We start from the raw sequence: 23,202 nt of genomic DNA, 5'->3' as shown, positions 1-23,202 counted from the left end.
GGTCTGAATGAGCGTGGAATTACTCGATGGATTCGGTTGGACAGTGATTAGTCTCTTCGCTAGTCCAATCTTGTGGTTAGCAATTCTAGTCAGTTTTTTACTCAGTATGCGACGTATCAAACGCGAACGGAATCTGTTCCGGTCACGCACGCGTAGCAAGCGGACCGATGTCTTCGAAACGCTTATTCCAGGCTTCGTCGTTGGTCTTGTCTTATCCGTCATCAGTGTAAGTCTGACATTGACGGTCTCGTCAGAGTTTCTGATCGCCTTCATGGTGTTGACGTTTTTGATTTTGTTGACGGGTATCATCCGATTCAATTTACCGCTCGGACCGCTTGTCATCCTGGCAGGTCTCACCTGGTTCATGACGAGTGACCGGATTGACGGACTCCGTGATGTCAGTGTCAGCGATTGGATGCTGCTTGCGGCCCTGTCGTTAGGCGCCGAATTGCTGTTGCTGATCTGGCGGGGGAAAAAGAATTTATCGCCTTCGCTCGTCTTATCGAAACGGGGACGTTACATCGGCGGGCTGTCGTCCAACAAACTGTGGCTGATTCCGCTCATCGTCTTCGTGCCGGGAAGCAGTTTCGAAGCCTTGATTCCGCAATGGTCGTTTCCGGAGTTTGTTCCGATTGTCTTGTTCCTGCCGATCGGCTTCAGTTTCCTCTTTACCGGCCAGTTGCCGGACCAGCTGATCCGTCCCCTGATCCAAGGGCGGCTGATTACGTTCTTGTTGTCCGTCGTGCTCGCAGTAGGCGCATTCCTGGCCGGACAGGACATCTGGTTGTACGGGTTGCCGGTCCTGCTCATTATTCACCTGATTCTGCATCAGCGGACGAAACGACTTAACCGGTCCCAGACCCCGTTGTTCCTGAACGGTAAACGTGGGGTCGTCATTCTCGGCACATTACCGGAGAAACCGGCTTCCGAGATGGGGCTTGTTCCGGGTGAAGCAATCTATAAAGTCAACGGGGAGTTCGTCGAGTCGGAGAAATCATTTTATGAAGCGATTCAAAAACATAAACCGTACCTGCGTCTCGAAGTCATGAACCATAACGGAGACGTCCGGTTCGCACAGCGGGCCTTTTATGAACAGGATCATCACGATCTCGGGATTTTGTTCGTCAGTGAGCCCGGTAATAAACGGACGAAAATCCGGACGCTTCAGTGATTCAAAATCAAAATCCAGCTCAAAAAACAGTTCAGCCTACGGGCTGGACTTTTTCTTTTGGCGAAAAACGGGTAACTTCTAAGAGGAGCACTTCAAAGTCGAATGTTTGTTCGTAAAGTGGTACAATAAAAATAGATTTTGTGAACTGGATGAGGGGGAAGAATACGATGGATTTTGAGTTAGTATCACCATTTGAACCGGGTGGCGATCAGCCGGAAGCGATTAAAAAATTGATTGCAGGCGTCAAGAAAGGTGAACGCCATCAGACGTTGCTCGGCGCGACAGGGACAGGGAAAACCTTTACCGTCTCGAACGTCATCAAAGAGATTAAGAAGCCGACGCTGGTCTTGGCACACAATAAGACGCTTGCCGGTCAGCTGTATTCGGAGTTCAAAGAGTTCTTCCCAAATAACGCGGTCGAATATTTCGTCAGCTTTTATGATTACTACCAACCGGAAGCCTATGTGCCGTCGACGGATACGTTCATCGAAAAAGATTCATCGATCAACGATGAGATTGACAAGCTGCGTCACTCGGCGACATCTTCCTTGTTCGAACGGGAAGACGTCCTGATTGTCGCGTCGGTGTCGTGTATCTATGGTCTCGGTAATCCGGAAGAGTACAACAACCACGTGCTGTCGTTGCGTGTCGGAAACGAGATGGGACGAAACGAGATGTTGCGTCGTCTGATTGACATTCAATATGAACGAAATGATATCGACTTCCAGCGCGGGCGGTTCCGTGTTCGGGGGGATGTTGTTGAAATCTTCCCGGCGTCCCGCGATGAACAGTGTGTCCGGATCGAATTTTTCGGAGATGAGATTGAACGGATCCGTGATATGGATCCATTGACAGGGGAAATCATTGCCGACCGGGAACACATTTCGATTTTCCCGGCATCCCACTTCGTGACGGGGGATACCCGTCTGCAAAAAGCGATTACGAACATTGAGGCTGAGCTCGAAACGCAACTCGCGAAGATGCGTGAAGACGGCATGTTGCTTGAAGCCCAGCGTCTCGAACAACGGACGAACTACGATCTCGAGATGATGCGTGAAATGGGCTACTGTTCCGGGATTGAAAACTATTCCCGTCACTTGAACTTAATGCCACCGGGCTCGACACCGTATACGCTGATCGACTATTTCCCGAAAGACTTCTTACTCGTTGCCGATGAGTCGCACGTCACATTGCCGCAAATCCGCGGTATGTATAACGGGGACCAGGCGCGGAAACAAGTCCTCGTCGATCACGGTTTCCGTCTGCCGTCGGCGAAGGATAACCGACCTCTCCGGTTCGAGGAGTTCGAAGAGAAGGTCAGCCAAGCGATCTATATCTCGGCGACACCGGGTCCTTACGAAATCGAACATACAAAAGAGATGGTCGAACAGATCATCCGGCCGACCGGACTGGTCGACCCGACGATCGAGATTCATCCGATCACGGGACAAATCGACTACTTGATGGATAACATCCGTGAGCGTGTCGCGAAAAATGAACGGGTTCTCGTGACGACGCTGACGAAAAAAATGTCGGAAGACTTGACGGACTACCTGAAAGAACATGGCGTCAAGGTCAACTATATGCACTCGGAAATCAAGACCCTCGAACGGATTGAAATCATCCGCGATCTGCGGCTCGGCAAATACGATGTCCTTGTCGGGATTAACCTGTTGCGGGAAGGACTTGATATTCCGGAAGTCTCGCTCGTAACGATTCTCGATGCCGATAAAGAAGGATTCCTGCGGTCGGAACGGTCGCTGATTCAGACGATCGGCCGGGCCGCAAGGAACTCGGAGGGACACGTCATTCTCTTTGCCGATAAGATGACCGACTCGATGCAGCGGGCCATTGATGAAACGGAACGGCGGCGCAACATTCAGCTCGCCTTTAATAAAGAACACGGTATTACGCCGAAAACGATTCAAAAAGATGTCCGGGGTGTCATCAGTACGACGATTGAGAATGATGATACCGTCGAAAAACTCGAGAAGTTCAACAAATTGAAAAAACCGGAACGCGAAACATTGCTCGAACAACTCGATCAAGAGATGCGTCAAGCGGCGAAAGATATGCAGTTTGAACGGGCAGCAGAATTGCGTGACCTTATCTTAGAATTGAAAGCAGGTGCCTAAGTTGGCAGAAAAAAAGAACAAGATCATCATCAAGGGCGCTCGCGTCAATAACTTACAAAACATCGATGTTGAAATCCCGCGCGATCAGCTCGTCGTTCTGACGGGCTTATCAGGATCGGGGAAATCATCGCTCGCGTTCGACACGATTTATGCGGAAGGACAACGGCGTTATGTCGAAAGTCTGTCCGCTTACGCCCGTCAGTTTTTAGGTCAGATGGACAAACCGGATGTCGATGCGATTGAAGGACTTAGTCCGGCCATTTCAATCGACCAAAAGACGACGAGTAAAAACCCGCGTTCGACGGTCGGGACGGTCACGGAAATCTATGACTATCTCCGCCTGCTCTATGCACGGATCGGGAAACCAATCTGTCCGAATCACGGCATTGAAATTTCGAGCCAGACGATCAGTCAGATGGTCGACCAAGTGATGGAACTGCCGGAACGCAGCCGTCTGCAAATTCTCGCGCCGATCATTTCCGGACGAAAAGGCGCTCATGTCAAAGTCTTCGAAGATTTGAAAAAAGAAGGTTTCGTCCGCGTCCGTGTCGATGGAGAAACGATTGATTTGACGGATGACATCGAACTCGAGAAAAATAAAAAACACTCGATTGAAGTCGTCGTCGACCGGGTCGTTGTCCGTCCGGACGTCGAAGCCCGCCTCGCCGATTCTCTTGAGACGGCACTCCGTCTTGCCGACGGCCGCGTCATCGTAGATACGATGGATGGGAACGAACTGTTGTTCAGCGAACACCATGCCTGCCCGATCTGCGGCTTCTCCATCGGTGAACTTGAACCACGGATGTTCTCGTTCAACTCACCGTTTGGTGCCTGTACGTCATGCGACGGTCTCGGAACGAAACTGGAAGTTGATGTCGATCTCGTCGTGCCGCATCCGGATAAATCGCTCAACGAAGGGGCAATCATTGCCTGGGAACCGACCAGTTCACAGTATTATCCGCAGCTGTTGGCAGCGGTCTGCAGTCACTTCAACATCGATATGGATACGCCGTTCGAACAGTTGTCGGAAGAACACCGCGATATTGTATTAAATGGTAGCAGTAAGGAAGAGATTCAGTTCCGCTATGAAAATGACTTCGGGATGGTCCGGAATACATCGTTATTTTTTGAAGGCGTCTTGAATAACCTGCAACGCCGCTTCAAAGAGACGTCATCGGACTACATCCGTGAACAGATGGAAGGGTATATGGCGAAAAAAGCTTGTCCGACGTGTAAAGGACACCGCTTGAAACGCGAATCACTTGCGGTCAAAGTGTCAGGGATCCACATCGGTGACGTAACGAAGATGTCCGTCAAACAAGCAGTCGTCTGGTTTGAAGAGTTACCAAGTAAATTATCAGAAAAGGATCAGACAATTTCACGGATGATCGTCCGCGAAATTCATGAACGATCGTCGTTCCTCGAAAACGTTGGTTTGGATTATCTGACGATCTCGCGTGCTGCCGGAACATTATCCGGTGGGGAAGCGCAACGGATTCGTCTTGCGACGCAAATCGGATCGCGTTTGACAGGCGTTCTCTACGTCCTCGATGAACCGTCAATCGGACTCCACCAACGCGATAACGACCGCCTGATCAATACATTGAAGACGATGCGCGATCTCGGGAATACGTTGATCGTCGTCGAACACGATGAAGATACGATGATGGCGGCGGATTACCTGATTGATATCGGACCGGGAGCCGGCGATCACGGCGGATTCGTCACGGCAGCGGGGCGTCCAGAAGAATTGATGCAGGATCCGAACTCGTTGACGGGACAATACCTCTCCGGCAAGAAGTTCATTCCGGTGCCGTCTGAACGGAAACAACCGGACGGTCGGGCCTTACAGATTCATAAAGCATCGGAAAACAATTTGAAAAACGTCGATGTCGACATTCCACTTGGTTTGTTCGTTGCCGTGACCGGAGTATCCGGTTCCGGAAAATCGACATTAATCAATGAGATTCTCTACAAGACGATTGCCCATGAGATGAACCGGGCGAAAGAAAAACCGGGGGCGCACAAAGGCATTTCCGGACTCGATCAAATCGATAAAGTCATCGATATCGACCAATCTCCGATCGGTCGGACACCGCGTTCGAATCCGGCAACCTACACCGGTGTCTTTGACGATATCCGTGATGTCTTTGCGTCGACGAATGAAGCAAAACTCCGCGGTTACAAAAAAGGCCGTTTCAGTTTCAATATCAAAGGCGGACGTTGTGAAGCCTGCCGCGGCGACGGAATCATCAAGATCGAAATGCACTTCCTGCCGGATGTTTACGTGCCGTGTGAAATCTGTCACGGGAAACGCTACAACCGGGAAACGCTGGAAGTGAAATATAAAGGCAAGACGATTGCTGATGTCCTTGAGATGACAGTCGAAGATGCGTTGGAATTCTTTGAAAAGATTCCGAAAATCAGCCGCAAACTGCAGACGATTGCCGACGTTGGTCTGACGTACATGCGTCTCGGACAACCGGCGACGGAACTGTCCGGCGGAGAAGCACAACGGGTCAAGCTGGCATCGGAACTGCATAAACGGTCGACCGGGAAAACGATTTATATTCTCGATGAACCGACGACAGGGCTGCACGTCCACGATATCGCCCGGTTGCTGAAAGTCTTGCAACGACTCGTCGACAACGGAGACACGGTGCTCGTCATCGAACACAACCTGGATGTCATCAAAACAGCCGACTATTTGATCGATCTCGGACCAGAGGGCGGAGACGGTGGCGGGAAGATTGTCGCGACCGGAACACCTGAAGAAATCGCAGCAGTCAAGGAATCCTATACAGGTCATTACCTCGCTCCTGTTCTTGAACGAGACGCTGCCCGAATCGAATCGTGAAACTTTTTTGATTCAGGAATCGTAAAAAGGGAAGTAAGGAAAGTAGAACGAAGTAAATAAGCAAGTCACATCGATTAACGTGTACCAGATCAGAGGAGGGAAATATTGATGAAGCAAGATATGCGCCAACTGATACTTGAACAGGTGAAAGAAGGAAAGCTGACGATTGACGAAGCGCTCGACAAACTCGAACGGCTTGAAGCAATCGATCAGAACCCGTCGTCGGCAAGTCAGCATAAATATGTGGATGAACCGGAACAATACGACCGGGTCGATCATTATACGGTCGATTCTTTGACAACAAAGGTCATGTCAGCTTTTGACGGCCTCGTCAACCGGATCAAAGAGAGTGACTTGTCACTCAACCAAACATCCGGACCGAACGTCACGTACGTCAAACAATTCCCGTTCAGTGGTGAGACGATTCATTTGGATTTATTTAATGCCAATGCCATCGTTGAGCCCGGTGACCTGGAAGAGTGTGAGTTGACCGTTACCGGTCGCCCGCTCCGTCAAGTTAACGAAGAACAGGCACTGGAGCAACTGCAAGCAGCACTTCAGCACTCTGTCTCTGCGAATACGTTATCGATTCGTTTAAAAGATAAACGTGTTCGGGCGACGGTTCATTTGAAGATTCCGCGCCGTCACTATGAATCATTGATATTGCAGACGTTAAACGGGGAAGTGACGTTATCGTCACTCGATGCGACGTCGGTGCAACTGATGACAGCAAACGGACGGATTCATGTCCGCGACCTGTTCAGTGAAGAAGTGAAGACATCAACAGCCAACGGTTCGATTGAAATCGAAGAATCGGAAATCAAGTCGTTAAAAGCGAAGACAGCCAATGGTCAAGTCATCGCAACCGGTGTATTTGAACGGTCTGAGCTGAAGACGGCGAACGGAAACGTCCGGTGTGAACTGAAGACGGTTCAGGATGCGAAGATTCAGGCCTCATCGCTTGCGGGAAGTATCGCCTTGACGTTACCGCATGGTGCGGAAGTCTACGGTGAACTGGAAACGAACTTTGGCGGATTGAACTGTAACCTGGATGAGATGGAATTGATCCGTGATCAAAAAGAAGTCGTCAACCGGAAACTCCACTTCCTGTCAGGTCGTGGACGGACGCCAAAAATTGAAGTCGCTGCCGATACGAAGACGGGTACGATTTCAGTCACACACGGTGTTCATTTGAGCCCTCAAACCCTATAAAGTGATCCCTGCCCCTGAATCAATCGGGAGGCAGGGATTTTTTTGCCGAAAAAAGACGACCCGCTATCAGAGGATAGGGAGTCGCCGAGTCAAAAAGTGATACTCATTAATAATCGTAATCCTGATCCATCATCGGATCGTCAAAATTCATGTTTTCGAAATTGTTCATGTCATAACCAAACGAGAGCAATGCGATGACACCGATGATGCCGAGGACAATCGAAAGAACGATCAATCCGATTCCCATCCAACTCTTCCGGCGTGAGCGGTTCCAATAGAAAATGATAGCCAGAATGTACGAGATAAATGAACCGCTGATAAAGATTCCGATAATCGAGATGATGAAGAACAGTAATGCTGTTTGATCCTGATTGCGCGAGTAAGCTTTCCACATGTCGATCAGTGCGATGATAAGGTAAACAAAGCCGACGATGGCAAGAATACCGAATAAAATCATGATGATGATGAAACCTATGCCACTGCCTGAAGCGTCCATCATAATATCCCTCCTTTTTATGTTATCTGTAATCCATTCCCAAGATCGTCCACTTCTAATCGAATTCCTTGATTTCCGTAAAAATATGGTACAATACTTCAAGTGAAAGGGGCTGATTGAGCGTGCAACCAAAAGTGCGAACAGCTGAAATCGTAAAGCAATTCAATTTAAAAATCGTCACCGGAGAAGAGGGCTTACACCGTCCGATTCTGACGGCTGATCTTTGTCGACCGGGTCTGGTTCTCGCCGGGTATTATGCCTATTATCCAGCAGAACGTCTCCAGATTCTCGGAAAAACGGAATTGACATTTTTCAACAACTTGACGTACGAAGAACAGCTGGAACGGGCGAATGTTCTCTGTACGGATGAAACACCGGGAATTTTGATTACACGTGGTTTTGATGTGCCGGAAGCGATCGTCAAAGCAGCGGACGAAACGAACGTCCCGCTTTTGACGACGAAGGGACATACGACATCGGTCGAATCGCAAATCACGAACTTCCTCGAAGCGGAACTGGCACCAACGACCGCGATGCACGGCGTGCTCGTCGACATATACGGCGTCGGTGTCTTCATCAAAGGGGCAAGCGGCGTCGGGAAATCCGAGACGGCACTTGAACTCGTCAAACGGGGACATCGTTTGGTCGCCGATGATTCGGTTGAGATTCGTCAAACCGGTGACGGAATCCTCGTCGGGACGGCTCCGAAATTGATTCAGCATCTGCTTGAAATCCGCGGAATCGGCATCATCGATGTCATGACGTTATTCGGTGCCGGTGCCGTTCGTTCGCACAAGAAAATCAGCCTCGTCTGTAATTTGGAAATTTGGGATCAGGCGAAAGTCTACGATCGGGTAGGACTGGACCAGGAAACACTGCAAATCATCGATACGGAAATCCCGTTCTTGACGATTCCGGTTCGTCCCGGACGAAACTTAGCCGTCATTATCGAGGTAGCCGCGATGAACTACCGTCTAAAAAATATGGGCATCAACACAGCAGAAGAGTTTGCGGGACGTCTCGCGCAAGCGATTGAAGATGGGAACGGTGGTCTTTGATGGGAACATTAGCGAGTGTCCAACCGACGTTTGATCGGGTAGCCATCGAACTGGGCCCGATTCCGATTTACTGGTACGGGATCGTCATCGCGCTTGGCGCTGTCGTCGGTCTGATGATTGCGATTTTTGAATCCAAACGGATTGGCTTTAACGAAGAGTATGCCGTCGACGTTGTCATCTGGTCGATTCCGATCAGTATCATCTGTGCCCGTATTTATTATGTCGCGTTTGAATGGGATTATTATGGTCAGAATCTTGATCAAATCATCAACATCCGCCAGGGCGGGATTGCGATTCATGGTGCGATCATCGGTGCGATTTTGACCGTTCTGATTTATACGCGCAAGAAAAACATCTCGTTTTGGCAAATTGCTGATATTTTGGCGCCGTCGCTGTTATTCGGACAAGCGGTCGGACGCTGGGGGAACTTCTTTAACCAGGAAGCCCACGGCGGAGAAACGACATGGACATTCCTGCAGGATACGTTGCACTTACCGGACTGGATCGTCAATCAGATGTACATCGACGGTGTCTATTACATTCCGACGTTCTTATATGAAAGTATCTGGAACATAATCGGTGTCATCTTATTGATCGTTTGGCGGATGAAGTTCAACCCGCGCCGCGGTTATGTGTTCCTCGGTTACCTGATTTGGTATTCGATTGGTCGTTTTTACATCGAAGGTTTACGTACGGACAGTTTGATGATGGGAGGCGGACTCCGGACCGCGCAAATCGTCTCGATTTGTTTGATTGTCTTTGGTCTGATCATGCTATTCGTTCGTAAAAATGCTGTCCGTTATTTGGACGGAACAAAACGGGAGGCGAAATGAACCGATGATTCAAACGATTCTATTTGATCTCGACGGGACGTTGATTGATACGAACCCGCTCATTCTAAAAAGTTTTGCCCACACGCTCGATTATTACTATCCGGACCGGACGTTTACGGAAGCGGAACTGCTTCCGTTCATCGGACCGACACTGGAAAAGTCGTTTTCGGAAATGAATGCGGACCAGTGGAAAGAGATGGTCGCTTTTTACCGGAGTTACAACATCGCGATGCATGATGCGCTTGTCCTCGAGTATCCGGGGGTGCTGGTCGGATTACGAAAATTGAAGGAACAGGGTTATAAATTAGCGATCGTCACGTCGAAGAGTCGCCGCGTCGCGTTAAAAGGAATCGAACTGTTTGGATTGACGCATCTGTTTGATGCCATCATTGCAGCAGATGATGTGACGGAAGAGAAACCGGCTGTCGAACCGTTTGAAAAGGCGATGGCGTTACTCGGTTCGACCCGGGAAGAAACGATCATGGTCGGCGACAATGATACGGACATCCACGGCGGGAAAAATGCCTGTCTGAAAACCGTTGCTGTCGGCTGGGCCATTAAAGGACGTGCGTATCTCGAAGCATTGCAGCCGGACTTAATCATTGATTCGATGGAACAGTTAAGTGACTGGATCGAGGCCGAAAATGCCACGGCGGACTGACCGGTATTACGTCGGGGCAACGAACCCGCTTTGGCATATGTACCGGACGGTGTCGTTCTTCAAAGTGATGTGGTGTTTTACGATTATCACAATCGGCCGGTTCTCACCATCGCTTCGTTTCAAGAACAGCCTCTACCGGACGTGTATACGGATGAAAATCGGTGACCGGACGGCACTCGCTTTGATGGTCATGCCGGATACGATGTTCCCGGAACGGATTACGATCGGCTCCAATACGATCATCGGATTTAATACGACGATTCTTTGTCACGAATACTTGACGACCGAATACCGGATCGGGAACGTGACGATCGGGAATGATGTGTTGATTGGCGCAAATGTGACGATTTTGCCCGGAGTGACAATCGGGGACGGCGCGATGGTCGGAGCAGGATCCGTCGTCCACCGGGATATTCTGCCCGGCGAACGGGTCTCGAGTCAGCCGCTCCGCCGGCACGAAATGTGACAAAAATGTGAGAAGGAGGAGAGGACGAGATGAATCAAATCCGCTTTACGTATAAAACAGGAAAGTATTTCGGAAGATTATTTGCCGAACGTCCGCAAGGGTTGGTCGTCGAAGTATTGGCCGTCGAGAAACATCCGATTCAAGGTGATCTGCACAATCCGAATCAGGTCGACGTCCCGCTCTTCCATGTCCGTACTGCCTTACACCCGCACGAAAAAGTGACGGTCGCCCCCGGTGTCGTCTATGCCTATGAAGGTGAGATTCCGAGCTATGCCGAAAGCTTACGCCAGGCATATGACAAGGAAGTCGAACGTTTGAATGGACAAAACCCGGAGACGGATGCTTTCGTACAAAAATGCTTGGAGAATTACAAGGAACTGGAATCGATTTATGCGAAACGCTGGGGATAAACCCCGGCGTTTTTTTCTGTTGCAACGGTTTCCGAGATAGGTTATTCTTGTCTCTGCAACTACGAAACCAGATTTAGATCTATGGGGGCTTGAATCATGATGGAATTAACTGAATACAAAGCAGACCCCTTTGCGATTACAACGCGCCAAGCGGAGCTTTTTTATTTCCGCGGACGGAAGGCGCACCGGGAAGGGCGACTGGAAGAGGCGGTCTATCACCTCGACGAAGCGACAACACTTCAGCCGAGTGACATCCGTTACCTTTTACGTTACGCCCGTGTTTTATTCGAGACAGGCGAAATCAATCATGCAAATGATGTCTTGAAACAAGTGCGGACGCTCGACCAGTCAAATACGGAATCCTTGTTTTATTTAGCGAATAACTACGCGCATGTCTCCTTATATGAAGAGGCGAAAAAGTACGCGCTTGAATATTTATCCAGTGCACCAAACGGGAAACACGCAGAGGCATCGGCCGCGCTCGTGGAATTAATCGATCTCGAACAAGAGATGGAAGATGACGATGAGGATGAATTGATTCGTTTACATGCTCAAGCACAACGTCAAATCGATAAAGGGATGCTCTTTGCGGCGCAGGACACATTGGAGTCGTTGATTGCCCAGTATCCGACATTTTGGCCGGCCTATAACAATCTTGCGATCGTCGAGTTTTACCTCGGTGAAAATGATCGTGCGTTTGCTTCACTCGAACAAGTCCTTGATGGAAATCCGGGAAACCTGCATGCTCTCTGTAACACGCTCGTGTTGTTGCATGAGATGGGACAAGATGAAGAAGCACACCGTTTGTCGAACAAACTCGAACACGTCCGCTCTGTGAATCTTGAGACGCGCTATAAGGTCGCTTCAACGCTTGCGATCATCGGTCGCCACGATTTGGCGTACGAAGAACTGAAGTTACTTGAACGTCGCGGCTACCGGGGAGACCCGTTGTTTGGTCACTGGTTGTCGATTTCAGCATTCAAGACGGGACACATCGAAGAAGCGGCTGCGTTCCTTCAATCAGAAGAAGCGCAAGGCATGCGGGAAGAACGGGAAGCTTACGACATCCGTCATAACCTCCAGTTCCGCTCCGCCTTGATCCAGGCCTTGAAGACAGAAGATGATGTCTCGCGGATTTTTACGGCCTTGTTACTCGGCAAGCTGAACGATGAAGAAGCGAAGCTCGCATTATCGATGATGCCGGAAGTGACGGATCATCCGGACGTTTTATTACTGACCGAACAAATCATTCATGAGATGAACGGGGAGCACGAAGTGATCAATGCTCGGATTCAACGTGCCTTGATGACGATCCGTTTGGCGGAACGTTTTGTTTCGGATGAAGAACGAATGAGCCTCGAAGGTGATTTTTACGAACGATTTGCCCGACTCTTCCTGAGCGGTGAGACGTTTGATTCGGTCGAACAGTCGGCTGCGGCCTTGATCTATCTGTTTCACGATGTCCGCGACGGCATGTTGATTGAAGACTGTGCGTCACTCGTTCATGTTTCATTTGATGATACCGCAGCGACGATCCGTTCCTATCAACGCGTTTTGAACCCGGCCCGTGCAAAGTGTTAGACGTTTGTACGATTCTCACCTATACTCAAATTACAACGAAAATACAGATGGGGTGGAATCATGACAGAAACTGAACAGAAAATTTATGACGTCATCATTATTGGTGCCGGTCCTGCCGGCATGACAGCGGCACTTTACGCATCACGTGCGAACCTTTCGACTTTGATGATTGAACGCGGTATTCCGGGCGGACAGATGGCCAACACGGAAGACATCGAAAACTATCCGGGCTATGACAGCATTCTTGGACCGGATCTTTCACAAAAAATGTTCGACCATTCCAAAGCATTTGGTGCAGAGTATGCGTACGGAGACGTTCGCAGCATCGAAGACGGTCCGGCATTCAAGACCGTTCACGCACACAACAAGGATTACCATGCCCGGGCGATCATTATCGCCTCAGGAGCCCAGTACAAGAAAATCGGTGTGCCGGGCGAGGAAGAACTCGGCGGACGCGGTGTCTCCTACTGTGCGGTCTGTGACGGTGCGTTCTTTAAAGAAAAAGAACTGTTCGTCATCGGTGGCGGTGACTCGGCTGTCGAAGAAGGTGTCTACTTGACACGCTTCGCGAAAAAAGTCACGATTGTTCACCGTCGTGAAGAGTTACGCGCTCAAAAAATTCTTCAAAAACGTGCATTCGACAATCCGAAAATCGATTTCATTTGGAACCATACGGTCAAACAGATCAACGAAGATAACGGAAAAGTCGGCGGCGTGGAATTGATCAATACGAAAACAGCGGAAACGACGACGTATCCGATTGATGGTGTCTTCATCTACATCGGGATGAACCCGATCACAGGATATGTGCAGGATCTCGGCATCTTAAACGATCAAGGATATGTCGTGACGAACGAAGGCATGGAAACGAACATCAAAGGTATTTTTGCAGCCGGCGATGTCCGTGAAAAAACACTTCGTCAAGTCGTCACAGCAACAAACGACGGTTCGATTGCGGCGCAAAACGCGCAACACTATATCGAAGCGTTGCTTGAAGAATTACAGGAATCATCACAAGTCTAATTCAAGATCCAGCTTGGTTGGGAAGCTCTTCCATCAAGCTGGCTCTTTTTTTATGTTATACTGAAACGAGAGTAAAAAATACACACGGAACTGTTGTCTGGAGGGCGAAGAGATGGAACAGAATCAACCGCAACTGGTCATCATTACAGGAATGAGTGGCGCCGGAAAAACGGTCGCAATGAACAGCTTTGAAGACTTAGGCTATTTTTGTGTCGACAATCTACCACCGACGTTATTGCCACAATTGATTGAAGTGATTGGGCAGGTGCGTCCGAAAATCGCCGTTGCCATCGATACACGGGCTCGTGATTTCATTGACAGCTTCTTTGTCGTTTATGAAGATTTGAAAAAAACGAATCTGCAAATCCGGATGTTGTATCTTGATGCCCGCAATGATGTACTCGTCCGCCGGTATAAAGAATCCCGCCGGTCGCATCCGCTCGCACCGACCGCGTCTCCGTTGATCGGCATCGAACGGGAACGGACATTGCTCGAAGGATTCCGCGATAAAGCCCAGTTGCTGATGGATACGAGTGATATTAAACCGCTCGCCTTAAAGGAACGGATCTTAAAAGAGTTTACCGAAGGGGAACGGATTCCGTTCACCGTCAATGTCATGTCGTTTGGTTTCAAGCACGGTCTGCCGCTCGACGCAGATCTCGTGTTTGACTTACGTTTCCTGCCGAACCCGTTTTACATTCCGGAACTCCGACCGAAGACCGGTCTCGATCTTGAAGTCTCGTCTTATGTCATGCAGTGGCCGGAAGCGAAGCTGTTTTATAAAAAGCTCGTCGACATGCTCGAATTCCTGATTCCCCAGTATGAGCGGGAAGGAAAATCGCAGCTCGTCGTGGCGCTCGGTTGTACCGGTGGAAAACACCGGTCGATTACGTTTGCTGAAGCGATCAGTAAAGAGTTTAAGAACCAATACCATATCGTGACGAATCACCGGGATTATGTCCACGCGAAGGAGGAGAGATAATGAAATGGGAACGAAAAGTCGTCGCTATCGGCGGAGGAACGGGCCTATCGACTCTCTTGCGCGGATTAAAACATTACCCGCTTGATATTACGGCCATCGTCACCGTCGCGGATGACGGCGGAAGCTCGGGCCGTCTACGGACAGAGTTTAACATGTTACCGCCGGGCGATATCCGGAACGTCATCGTCTCGCTGTCTAAATCGGAAACGTTGATGGACCGGATCATGCAGTACCGTTTTGAGACGGGAGAAGGTCTGCACGGGCACTCACTCGGTAATTTGATGCTGACGGCAGCGACGCAGCTCTGTAACGGCTCCTTCGTCGAAGCGATCGGTGTCATGGGACAACTCTTGAATGCCGAAGGGAAAGTCTATCCGGCGACGGAACGGACGATTACGTTATGCGCCGAGTTTGAAGACGGAACGATCGTCAAAGGGGAATCCCTGATTCCGAAAGTCGGCAAAGTCATCGAGCGGATTTTCCTCGAGGAAGAGGATGTCCGTCCGGTTCCGGAAGCGATTCAGGCGATTCTTGATGCTGATGTCATCGTCCTCGGTCCCGGCAGTCTCTATACGAGTGTCATTCCGAACGTCCTGATTGAGGAAATCCGGGACGCCATCAGTCAATCGCTTGCGCCGGTCGTCTATATTTGTAACGTCATGACGCAACCGGGTGAGACGACAGCCTTTACGGCAAATGATCACTTGAATGTGTTGGAACGATTCCTCGGTAAAGGGGTGATTGATACAATCATCGTCAACAACGAATCGATTGATGTCAGTTATCTGCGGAAGTATCAAAAGGATCATGCCGACATCGTGACCTATGATGAATCAAGCTTTGAAGAAGCAGGAATTGAAGTACTCGCGGACGATATCGTGGATTATAACCATCACTTCATCCGTCATGACTCGGATGCTGTCGCAAGCCTCGTCATGCGGAAAGTTCTATCCATTCGACGCGTGCGTCAATTCGAAGGGAAGGAGGAACTGACGTGAGTTTTGCATCAGAAGTCAAAAAAGAGTTAACGCAAATCGCGATCACCGATCATGAAATGAAGGCGGAACTTGCTGCCTTGGCCCGGATGAATGGAGCAATCTCATTTGGACTGGGACGTGGACTGACACTGGATATCTCGACGGAAAACGCTTCGATTGCCCGCCGTATTTATTCCTTGCTCAAACGCGCCTATGCCGTCCATCTGGATTTACTCGTCCGGAAAAAAATGCGTCTGAAGAAAAATAATGTCTATATCGTCCGCGTCAAACAACAGGCGGATAAGATTTTACAAGACCTTGGTATTTTAGGGGAAGGGTTTACGATGATCCGTTCGATTAGTGATTCGATCGTCAACGACGAACGGCGTGCGCGGGCCTATCTGCGCGGTGCCTTTTTAGCCGGAGGCTCGTTGAACAATCCGGCGACGTCTTCGTACCATCTGGAAATCTTCAGTCTGTACGAAGAACATAATGCTGCTTTACGCAGCCTGACGAATCAGTTTGATTTGAATGCAAAAGCGATTGAACGGAAAAAAGGACATATTCTCTACATCAAGGAAAGTGAGAAGATTTCTGATTTTCTTAAGCTCGTCGGAGCAACGTATTCGATGTTACGGTTTGAGGATGTCCGGATTTTAAAAGATATGCGGAATTCGGTCAACCGGCTCGTCAACTGTGAGACGGCGAACCTCAACAAAACCGTCGGGGCGGCGTTACGCCAGGTCGAGAACATTAAGTTTCTCGAACGGACGGTCGGACTTGATGTCTTGCCGGACAAATTAAGAGAAATCGCCATCTTGCGGGTGACACATCAAGACGTGACCTTGCAGGAACTCGGTGAGATGGTCGAGAGTGGTTCCATCTCGAAATCCGGGATCAATCATCGATTGCGCAAGATTGATCAAATTGCGGATAAAATCCGAAACGGCGAGTCGATGACCGGGGCTCTTTAGGGAGTAACTTGCGAGATGAACAATAGTCTACTATAATATATAGTCGATGCAACTAAATGTTCGAATTAAGGAGTTTTTGAAATGGCTAATGAGAAAAAACGTATTTCGCTGACAGTTGATGCGAAGTTTGATGAAGTGCTTACGAAAAAAGCGAAAACAATCGGTGTACCAAAAAGTACGCTCGTCGCTTTTGCGACATCGTTGTTCCTGAAACAATTGCAGGCGGAAGAAGAACTTTCACCTCATGCGAACGGAATCTACACATTGATTCGCGAAAACCACGATATCGTATCTGATATCACAGATTTGATTGACTAAAAAATAGGACCTCTGTCCGCGTCTGTTCTGAGAAGAGTGACGCAAAGGACAGTGGTCTTTTTTTGTACACATGAAAAAACCGTCCTCGCAAGTTGCGAAGACGGTCTGGTGAAAATTATGCACGTTCCATGACGCGGTCGATTAAACCGTAGTCAGCGGCTGCTTGAGCAGACATGAAGTTATCGCGCTCTGTATCACGCTCGATGACTTCAAGTGGTTGTCCTGTGTTTTCAGCCATGATTTTGTTTAAGTGTTCACGCATTTTGATGATACGTTCCGCATGGATTTTAATATCCGATGCTTGACCTTGTGTTCCACCGAGTGGTTGGTGGATCATGATTTCGGCGTTTGGAAGTGCAAAACGTTTTCCTTTAGCGCCGGCTTGAAGCAAGAATGCACCCATTGAAGCAGCCATTCCGATACAGATGGTTGAAACTTGCGGTTTGATGAAGTTCATCGTATCGTAAATCGCCATACCTGCTGTGATTGAGCCGCCCGGGCTGTTGATGTAAAGTGAGATTTCTTTATCTGGATCTTCTGCTGCTAGGAAAAGTAACTGGGCAACGACTGAGTTGGCGACGTTGTCGTCAATCGCGCTCCCGAGAAGGATGATGCGGTCTTTCAGCAAACGGGAATAGATATCGTAAGCACGTTCCCCGCGGTTGGTTTGTTCGATGACTGTTGGAATTAACATAGTCTTTGCCTCCTTATGGTTGGTATGTAGCTCATATTCGACTTGTCCTTATCATAATCCTTTGGTCAATATTGGTCAAAAGATACGCTGTTGGTTTTATATATTTTTCCTGAAACAGTTCCTGTTAAACATATCAGTATAGAAAAAAGGCAATACCGTAAACGGCATTGCCTGAAGATTCAAGTATGGTACACCCGGAGAGATTTGAACTCCCGACACCTGGTACCGGAAACCAGTGCTCTATCCCCTGAGCTACGGGTGCATGTAATTACTGAACAATTAATAGTATACCGACATTTTTTCAGAAAAGCAATACTAGATTTTCAAGTTTACTGATTTTTTGTCAAAACGTAAGAGACGATTGAATGAAGGTCCATCCTATATAATAGAAGCAGAATCTATTTTAATCGGGAAAGGGAGGGGAACGGATGGAACAGAGACAGGAACAAGAACAGCGTCTCGTGATGTCAGCCGCTCAGTTGTTTCAATTGGCGGTGCTGGAAGAGACGCGGGCAGAACTCGAGGAACGATTGTACCGAATCATCCGTCGTGCTACTCGGACTGAACATAATGGAAGAAAAATGATTCCGCCGGATTTAGCGCAGGTTGCAGACCGGATTGACTCATTTGAAGCGGAACTTCTTCAGCAAATACGTTTAGAATCGGTCAGACAGGAAATAGGATATATGGCGGAACAACTCATCCTGTACTTAGACGCGGATGGATTACTCAGAACGACCGATGCACGATTAGCAGTTTTGCTTGACTGTGAGGAGTCGACAATCAAGCAGGCACGACAACTGCTTCAGCAATGTGAACCGACCGGAATCGCGGCACGCTCGGAAGCGGAGTGTCGCCTGTTGCATGCCATGGAGCTTGAGGAAGACCGTTTGATTGATTTGGTCGCTGATCTGTCAGACGGGCAATCTCTTACAAACGTCTTGGAAAAGATTAATGACGGGACAGAGCGGAAACAAATGAAGCTACGGATTGAACGGTTACCGAAAACCCCACTCTTACCGACATCGACCACGATGACGATCCCGGAAGCCGATGTCGAGTGGGTCGACGGTCAGGTGCAAGTCAACTGGTATAGCTTAACACTTGATACGTCGTGGACGGATCTTGAGGAAGCAACACCTTTTTTGAGCGCCTATGAACGACGACGCAAAACCTTGCATTCGATTCTGGACGTTATCATTGCGCGGCAAATCCGTTGGTTCAAAGGGGAACTTCATTTAGAACCGTTGACGAAAAAAGAAGTCGCCGAACAAACGGGATACCATCCTTCGACGATTGGTCGGGCGATTGCCAACAAAACGATCCGGACGGTTCAGGGAACCCTTGAGCTTGAGAATTTTTTTGTATCGAAGACGAAAAGCGGCACATCGAGCTTTTTAATCAAGGCCCGAATCGCACAATTGATTCAGGAAGCGACCTCGCCGCTGTCGGATCAACAGATCGTCAACCGTCTCGACCTGGAAGGCATCCGGGTCGCAAGACGGACAGTCGCGAAGTATCGGGCGGGTCTGTACTTGACCCGGTCCGACATGACGAAACGACGAGAGGCGAATGAATGATGCCATCAAAAGAACACACGACCTTAACACTGTATTCACGTCCCGGATGTACGCTATGTGAGGAAGCCGCCTTCTTACTTGATTTCGTGCTCGATGAATTTCCGGATTGGACATTCGAAGAAGTGAACATTGAAGAAGATGCTGCGCTCAGTCTCCGGTTTTTATATGAAATTCCTGTCGTCATGCATCAGTCCGAAATTTGGAGTTATGGCAAATTCGAGACAGAGGCGATAAGAAACCGCTTACTTGAAAAAAGTTAAAGGGCGAGGCTTGAATCCTTGTACGAGGGCTGTTATGATGAGGATGTACCAAGTGGGACAAGATATGACACGCGGGACGTAAAGTGTCCAGCAACTTGAGAGGAGCGGGAATACATGATTCGGCAGTTAGTACAGATCCAAAAACGAATCGTGCCTGATCTGATCGAAGAAATGCAGACACGTTACGACATACTTCATTATGTCCGGCTCATGCAGCCGATTGGCCGGCGGACCCTGGCAACAAGCCTCGGCTTGACGGAACGGGTATTACGCCGGGAAGTGGACTTCCTGAAAGAGCAGGGATTGCTCGAAGTGGCGACACAAGGAATGTCTTTGACGGATGAAGGGCGGATCGTCTTACGAAGTATGCACAGCGTGATGGCAGAACTGGCCGGTATTTCTGACATGGCGAAAGCCTTACAGGAAAAACTGGGTGTCCGGGATGTCGTCATCGTACCAGGAGATTCGGATCAAACCTTCTGGGTGCAACGCGATATGGGACGTGCGACGGTCGCACGTTTGAAACGAGAACTTTCTTCATCTGTACACAACACGATTGCAGTCACAGGAGGTACGACGATGGCTTCCGTCGCGGCGATGATGTCGCCCGATAAGGAAAACCGTCCGATGACATTCGTGCCGGCACGTGGCGGTTTAGGTGAAACCCTTGAATTACAAGCGAATACGGTCTGTTCACGGATGGCATCCCGTGCACAAAGTGATTATCACTTATTGCACATACCAGACATGGTCAGTAAGGAAACGTTTGTGAAGATGGTGGAAGAGCCGAGCATTAAAAATGTGTTACAAATGATTAAAGATGCCTCAATCGTGGTACATGGAATTGGTGAGGCAAAAACGATGGCAAAACGTCGTCGCGCTTCGACCGAGTTACTGGAACAGCTTGAACAGGAACATGCGGTAGCGGAAGCATTTGGTTATTACTTCGATCGGGACGGAAAGATCGTGCACCGGGTGAAGACGGTTGGTCTTCAACTCGACGACTTAAAAAAAGTCGAACACGTCATCGTCGTCGCCGGAGGACATTCTAAAGCAGAAGCAATCAATGCGTATGTCAAACAGTCCCCGGACATCATCCTGATTACGGATGAAGGGGCAGCAACAACGATTTTGAAAGGGTAGCCCCCTTTTGAATAATAGATAACTCGCTTTACATTAAAAGGAGGAAAATTATCATGGCGGTAAAAGTTGGTATTAATGGATTTGGACGTATCGGACGTTTGGCACTTCGTCAAATTCTTCAGTTTGACGGAATCGAAGTAGTCGCAATCAATGACCTTACAGACACTAAAATGCTTGCACACCTCTTGAAATATGATACGACTCAAGGTCGTTTCGACGGAGAAGTTGAAGTACACGACGGTTACTTCCTCGTCAACGGTAAAGAAATCAAAACACTTGCTAACCGCAACCCAGAAGAACTCCCATGGGGCGAGCTCGGTGTTGACATCGTTCTCGAATGTACTGGTTTCTTCACAGACAAAGAAAAAGCTGAGCTTCACTTGAAAGCCGGCGCTAAAAAAGTCGTTATCTCAGCACCTGCTACTGGCGACATGAAAACAGTTGTCTTCAACACGAACCACGAAATTCTTGACGGAACTGAAACAGTTATCTCTGGTGCTTCATGTACTACGAACTGTCTCGCGCCTATGGCTAAAGTTCTTCAAGATCAGTACGGAATCGTTCAAGGTCTCATGACAACGATCCACGCTTACACTGGCGACCAAAACACACTCGACGCTCCACACCCTAAAGGTGACTTCCGTCGTGCACGTGCAGCGGCAGCTAACATCGTTCCTAACTCAACTGGTGCTGCTAAAGCAATCGGTCTTGTTCTTCCAAAACTTCAAGGTAAACTTGACGGTGCAGCACAACGTGTACCAGTTGCTACAGGTTCACTCACTGAGCTCACAACAGTTCTCGAGAAGAAAGTAACAGTTGAAGAAGTTAACGCGGCAATGAAAGCAGCAGCTAACGAATCTTACGGTTACACTGAAGACGAAATCGTTTCTTCTGACATCGTTGGTATCTCTTACGGATCACTCTTCGATGCAACACAAACGAAAGTCGTTACAGTCGGCGACAAACAACTCGTTAAAACAGTTGCTTGGTATGACAACGAAATGTCTTACACTAGCCAGCTCATTCGCACACTCAAACACTTCGCAGAAATCGCTAAGTAATTCGAGCAATTAAATAGCAATTGAATAAGAGCGGAAACGATACAGTCTCCGCTCTTATTGCGGAAAAAAGTCTGGAGGGGCGCATCAGCCCCTCACTATACGTATGAGACGGAGGACGAATGTATGAATAAGAAATCAATTCGCGATATCGATGTAAAAGGAAAACGCGTGTTTACACGTGTGGACTTCAACGTACCGCTAGAAGACGGCAAAATCACAGATGATACACGGATCCGTGCTGCCCTTCCGACAATCAAACACTTGGTTGACGGTGGAGCGAAAGTCATCCTCGCAAGCCATATGGGACGTCCAAAAGGCGAGAAAAACCCTGAGTTCTCACTTGCACCAGTCGTAGCACGCCTTAGCGAACTGCTTGGTAAGGACATCAAGCTCGTTGAAGAAGCATACGGTCCGGTCGCTGAAGAAGCGGTCAGCAAGCTTGAAGAAGGAGACGTCATCGTTCTTGAAAACGTTCGTTTCTACCCAGGCGAAACGAAAAACGATCCTGAACTCGCAGAAGGTTTTGCGAAACTTGCAGACGTTTTCGTCAACGACGCATTTGGTGCAGCGCACCGTGCGCACGCTTCTACAGAAGGAATCGCACACCATGTCGAGACAGCTGTAGCAGGATTGTTGATCGAAAAAGAACTTCAGGTTCTCGGTAAAGCCCTCTCAAACCCGGATCGTCCGTTTACAGCGATCATCGGTGGTTCGAAAGTCGCGGACAAAATCGGCGTCATCGATCACTTGCTTGATATCGTCGATACGTTGATCATCGGCGGAGGATTATCTTATACATTCCTTAAAGCTCAAGGTTATGAAGTCGGTACGTCACTTCTTGAAGTTGACAAAATCGAACAGGCGAAGGAATTCATGAAAAAAGCAGAAGATAAAGGCGTTAAATTCTTGATGCCGGTCGACTGTGTCATCACGAAGGAATTCGGCGAAGAAACATACGTCGGACCACGCGATATCGACAGTATCCCAGCGGATCATATGTCACTCGATATCGGTCCGAAAACAATCGAACTGTATGCAGAAGCAATCAAGGATTCGAAACTCGTTGTCTGGAACGGACCAATGGGTGTGTTCGAACTTGATAAATATGCAAACGGAACAAAAGGTGTCGCTCAAGCATTAGCGGACAGCGATGCATACTCGATCATCGGTGGTGGAGATTCTGCTGCAGCGGCTGAGAAATTCGGTCTTGCAGATAAAATGAGTCACATTTCTACTGGTGGCGGCGCAAGCCTCGAGTTCATGGAAGGTAAAGCTCTTCCAGGTGTCGAAGCGCTTAACGACAAGTAATC

At 48.8% G+C, this 23,202-nt stretch carries 21 protein-coding genes, 1 tRNA gene and 1 pseudogene; 20 read left to right on the top strand and 3 right to left on the bottom strand.

Features of this window, described 5'->3' with window-relative positions:
- Positions 1 to 7: 7 nt before the first annotated feature.
- The 4 genes from AC3IRK_RS12595 (at position 8) to AC3IRK_RS12580 (ending at position 7,375) form a co-directional block, all read left to right on the top strand.
- Positions 8 to 1,171: a PDZ domain-containing protein gene (locus AC3IRK_RS12595; RefSeq protein WP_131972309.1), complete on the top strand. Its 1,164-nt coding sequence runs from the start codon at positions 8 to 10 to the stop codon at positions 1,169 to 1,171.
- Between the two features lie 167 nt (positions 1,172 to 1,338).
- Positions 1,339 to 3,306, top strand: coding sequence for an excinuclease ABC subunit UvrB (gene uvrB / locus AC3IRK_RS12590; RefSeq protein ID WP_370528945.1), 1,968 nt, complete (start codon positions 1,339 to 1,341; stop codon positions 3,304 to 3,306).
- A 1-nt stretch (position 3,307) separates the two neighbouring features.
- On the top strand, positions 3,308 to 6,163 hold the full coding sequence (uvrA, locus tag AC3IRK_RS12585) for an excinuclease ABC subunit UvrA (protein ID WP_131972310.1): 2,856 nt from the start codon (positions 3,308 to 3,310) through the stop codon (positions 6,161 to 6,163).
- 108 nt (positions 6,164 to 6,271) lie between these two features.
- On the top strand, positions 6,272 to 7,375 hold the full coding sequence (locus tag AC3IRK_RS12580; protein WP_489170040.1) for a DUF4097 family beta strand repeat-containing protein: 1,104 nt from the start codon (positions 6,272 to 6,274) through the stop codon (positions 7,373 to 7,375).
- 106 nt (positions 7,376 to 7,481) lie between these two features.
- Here the strand turns inward: AC3IRK_RS12580 and AC3IRK_RS12575 are convergent, their stop codons facing one another.
- Entirely contained in the window at positions 7,482 to 7,874 is a 393-nt protein-coding gene (locus AC3IRK_RS12575; protein ID WP_131502197.1) for a hypothetical protein, read from the bottom strand.
- 119 nt (positions 7,875 to 7,993) lie between these two features.
- Here AC3IRK_RS12575 and hprK point away from each other — a divergent pair, with 119 nt between their 5' ends.
- The 11 genes from hprK to AC3IRK_RS12520 all read left to right on the top strand — a co-directional run bounded on the left by hprK (position 7,994) and on the right by AC3IRK_RS12520 (position 17,154).
- A complete protein-coding gene (hprK, locus tag AC3IRK_RS12570) occupies positions 7,994 to 8,929 on the top strand; it encodes an HPr(Ser) kinase/phosphatase (RefSeq protein ID WP_012371278.1) in 936 nt (311 codons plus the stop codon).
- Positions 8,929 to 9,762, top strand: a complete 834-nt coding sequence (lgt, locus tag AC3IRK_RS12565) for a prolipoprotein diacylglyceryl transferase (protein ID WP_131502196.1) — start codon at positions 8,929 to 8,931, stop codon at positions 9,760 to 9,762. The genes hprK and lgt overlap by 1 nt, the downstream gene beginning before the upstream one ends.
- A 4-nt stretch (positions 9,763 to 9,766) precedes the next feature.
- Complete coding sequence (ppaX, locus tag AC3IRK_RS12560) at positions 9,767 to 10,423, top strand: pyrophosphatase PpaX (RefSeq protein WP_489170038.1); 657 nt, start codon at positions 9,767 to 9,769, stop codon at positions 10,421 to 10,423.
- The gene (locus AC3IRK_RS12555) at positions 10,407 to 10,889 is read left to right on the top strand and encodes an acyltransferase (RefSeq protein WP_131972312.1); all 483 of its coding nucleotides are present in this window, start codon (positions 10,407 to 10,409) and stop codon (positions 10,887 to 10,889) included. The genes ppaX and AC3IRK_RS12555 overlap by 17 nt, the downstream gene beginning before the upstream one ends.
- Before the next feature lie 29 nt (positions 10,890 to 10,918).
- Complete coding sequence (gene kapB, locus AC3IRK_RS12550) at positions 10,919 to 11,299, top strand: sporulation phosphorelay system protein KapB (RefSeq protein WP_131972313.1); 381 nt, start codon at positions 10,919 to 10,921, stop codon at positions 11,297 to 11,299.
- Between the two features lie 96 nt (positions 11,300 to 11,395).
- A complete protein-coding gene (locus AC3IRK_RS12545) occupies positions 11,396 to 12,880 on the top strand; it encodes a tetratricopeptide repeat protein (protein WP_131502192.1) in 1,485 nt (494 codons plus the stop codon).
- Between the two features lie 60 nt (positions 12,881 to 12,940).
- On the top strand, positions 12,941 to 13,903 hold the full coding sequence (gene trxB / locus AC3IRK_RS12540) for a thioredoxin-disulfide reductase (RefSeq protein ID WP_131502191.1): 963 nt from the start codon (positions 12,941 to 12,943) through the stop codon (positions 13,901 to 13,903).
- Positions 13,904 to 14,015: 112 nt separating this feature from the next.
- Positions 14,016 to 14,885: an RNase adapter RapZ gene (gene rapZ, locus AC3IRK_RS12535; protein WP_131502190.1), complete on the top strand. Its 870-nt coding sequence runs from the start codon at positions 14,016 to 14,018 to the stop codon at positions 14,883 to 14,885.
- Positions 14,885 to 15,883 carry a gluconeogenesis factor YvcK family protein gene (locus tag AC3IRK_RS12530; RefSeq protein WP_114595117.1) on the top strand — a complete coding sequence of 333 codons (999 nt, stop codon included), beginning with the start codon at positions 14,885 to 14,887 and terminating at the stop codon, positions 15,881 to 15,883. Before rapZ ends, AC3IRK_RS12530 begins: the two co-directional genes overlap by 1 nt.
- On the top strand, positions 15,880 to 16,836 hold the full coding sequence (gene whiA / locus AC3IRK_RS12525) for a DNA-binding protein WhiA (protein ID WP_131502189.1): 957 nt from the start codon (positions 15,880 to 15,882) through the stop codon (positions 16,834 to 16,836). The genes AC3IRK_RS12530 and whiA overlap by 4 nt, the downstream gene beginning before the upstream one ends.
- A gap of 81 nt (positions 16,837 to 16,917) precedes the next feature.
- Positions 16,918 to 17,154 carry a hypothetical protein gene (locus AC3IRK_RS12520; protein ID WP_012371268.1) on the top strand — a complete coding sequence of 79 codons (237 nt, stop codon included), beginning with the start codon at positions 16,918 to 16,920 and terminating at the stop codon, positions 17,152 to 17,154.
- Positions 17,155 to 17,269: 115 nt separating this feature from the next.
- On the opposite strand, the pseudogene clpP reads toward AC3IRK_RS12520, so the two are convergent.
- Both clpP and AC3IRK_RS12510 read right to left on the bottom strand, forming a co-directional pair.
- Positions 17,270 to 17,857: pseudogene (clpP, locus tag AC3IRK_RS12515) on the bottom strand (ATP-dependent Clp endopeptidase proteolytic subunit ClpP); the annotation flags it as partial.
- Positions 17,858 to 18,034: 177 nt separating this feature from the next.
- Positions 18,035 to 18,110 (bottom strand) — tRNA-Arg (locus AC3IRK_RS12510).
- 166 nt (positions 18,111 to 18,276) lie between these two features.
- On the opposite strand from AC3IRK_RS12510, the gene AC3IRK_RS12505 reads away from it, so the two are divergent.
- From AC3IRK_RS12505 to AC3IRK_RS12485, 5 genes are all read left to right on the top strand, one after another.
- Entirely contained in the window at positions 18,277 to 19,428 is a 1,152-nt protein-coding gene (locus tag AC3IRK_RS12505) for an RNA polymerase factor sigma-54 (RefSeq protein WP_489170037.1), read from the top strand.
- The gene (locus AC3IRK_RS12500; RefSeq protein ID WP_114595120.1) at positions 19,425 to 19,688 is read left to right on the top strand and encodes a glutaredoxin family protein; all 264 of its coding nucleotides are present in this window, start codon (positions 19,425 to 19,427) and stop codon (positions 19,686 to 19,688) included. The genes AC3IRK_RS12505 and AC3IRK_RS12500 overlap by 4 nt, the downstream gene beginning before the upstream one ends.
- A gap of 114 nt (positions 19,689 to 19,802) precedes the next feature.
- Positions 19,803 to 20,831 (top strand): sugar-binding transcriptional regulator, encoded by a 1,029-nt coding sequence (locus tag AC3IRK_RS12495; protein ID WP_131972316.1) that lies wholly within the window; start codon positions 19,803 to 19,805, stop codon positions 20,829 to 20,831.
- A gap of 53 nt (positions 20,832 to 20,884) precedes the next feature.
- Positions 20,885 to 21,892, top strand: coding sequence for a type I glyceraldehyde-3-phosphate dehydrogenase (gap, locus tag AC3IRK_RS12490; RefSeq protein WP_489170036.1), 1,008 nt, complete (start codon positions 20,885 to 20,887; stop codon positions 21,890 to 21,892).
- A 123-nt stretch (positions 21,893 to 22,015) separates the two neighbouring features.
- Complete coding sequence (locus AC3IRK_RS12485; RefSeq protein WP_131502185.1) at positions 22,016 to 23,200, top strand: phosphoglycerate kinase; 1,185 nt, start codon at positions 22,016 to 22,018, stop codon at positions 23,198 to 23,200.
- Positions 23,201 to 23,202 lie beyond the last annotated feature (2 nt).

This window comes from Exiguobacterium sp. GL_137 (assembly GCF_057834585.1).
The sequence above is the reverse complement of the archived record's forward strand: the minus strand, read 5'-3'. Positions and strand labels throughout refer to the sequence as shown.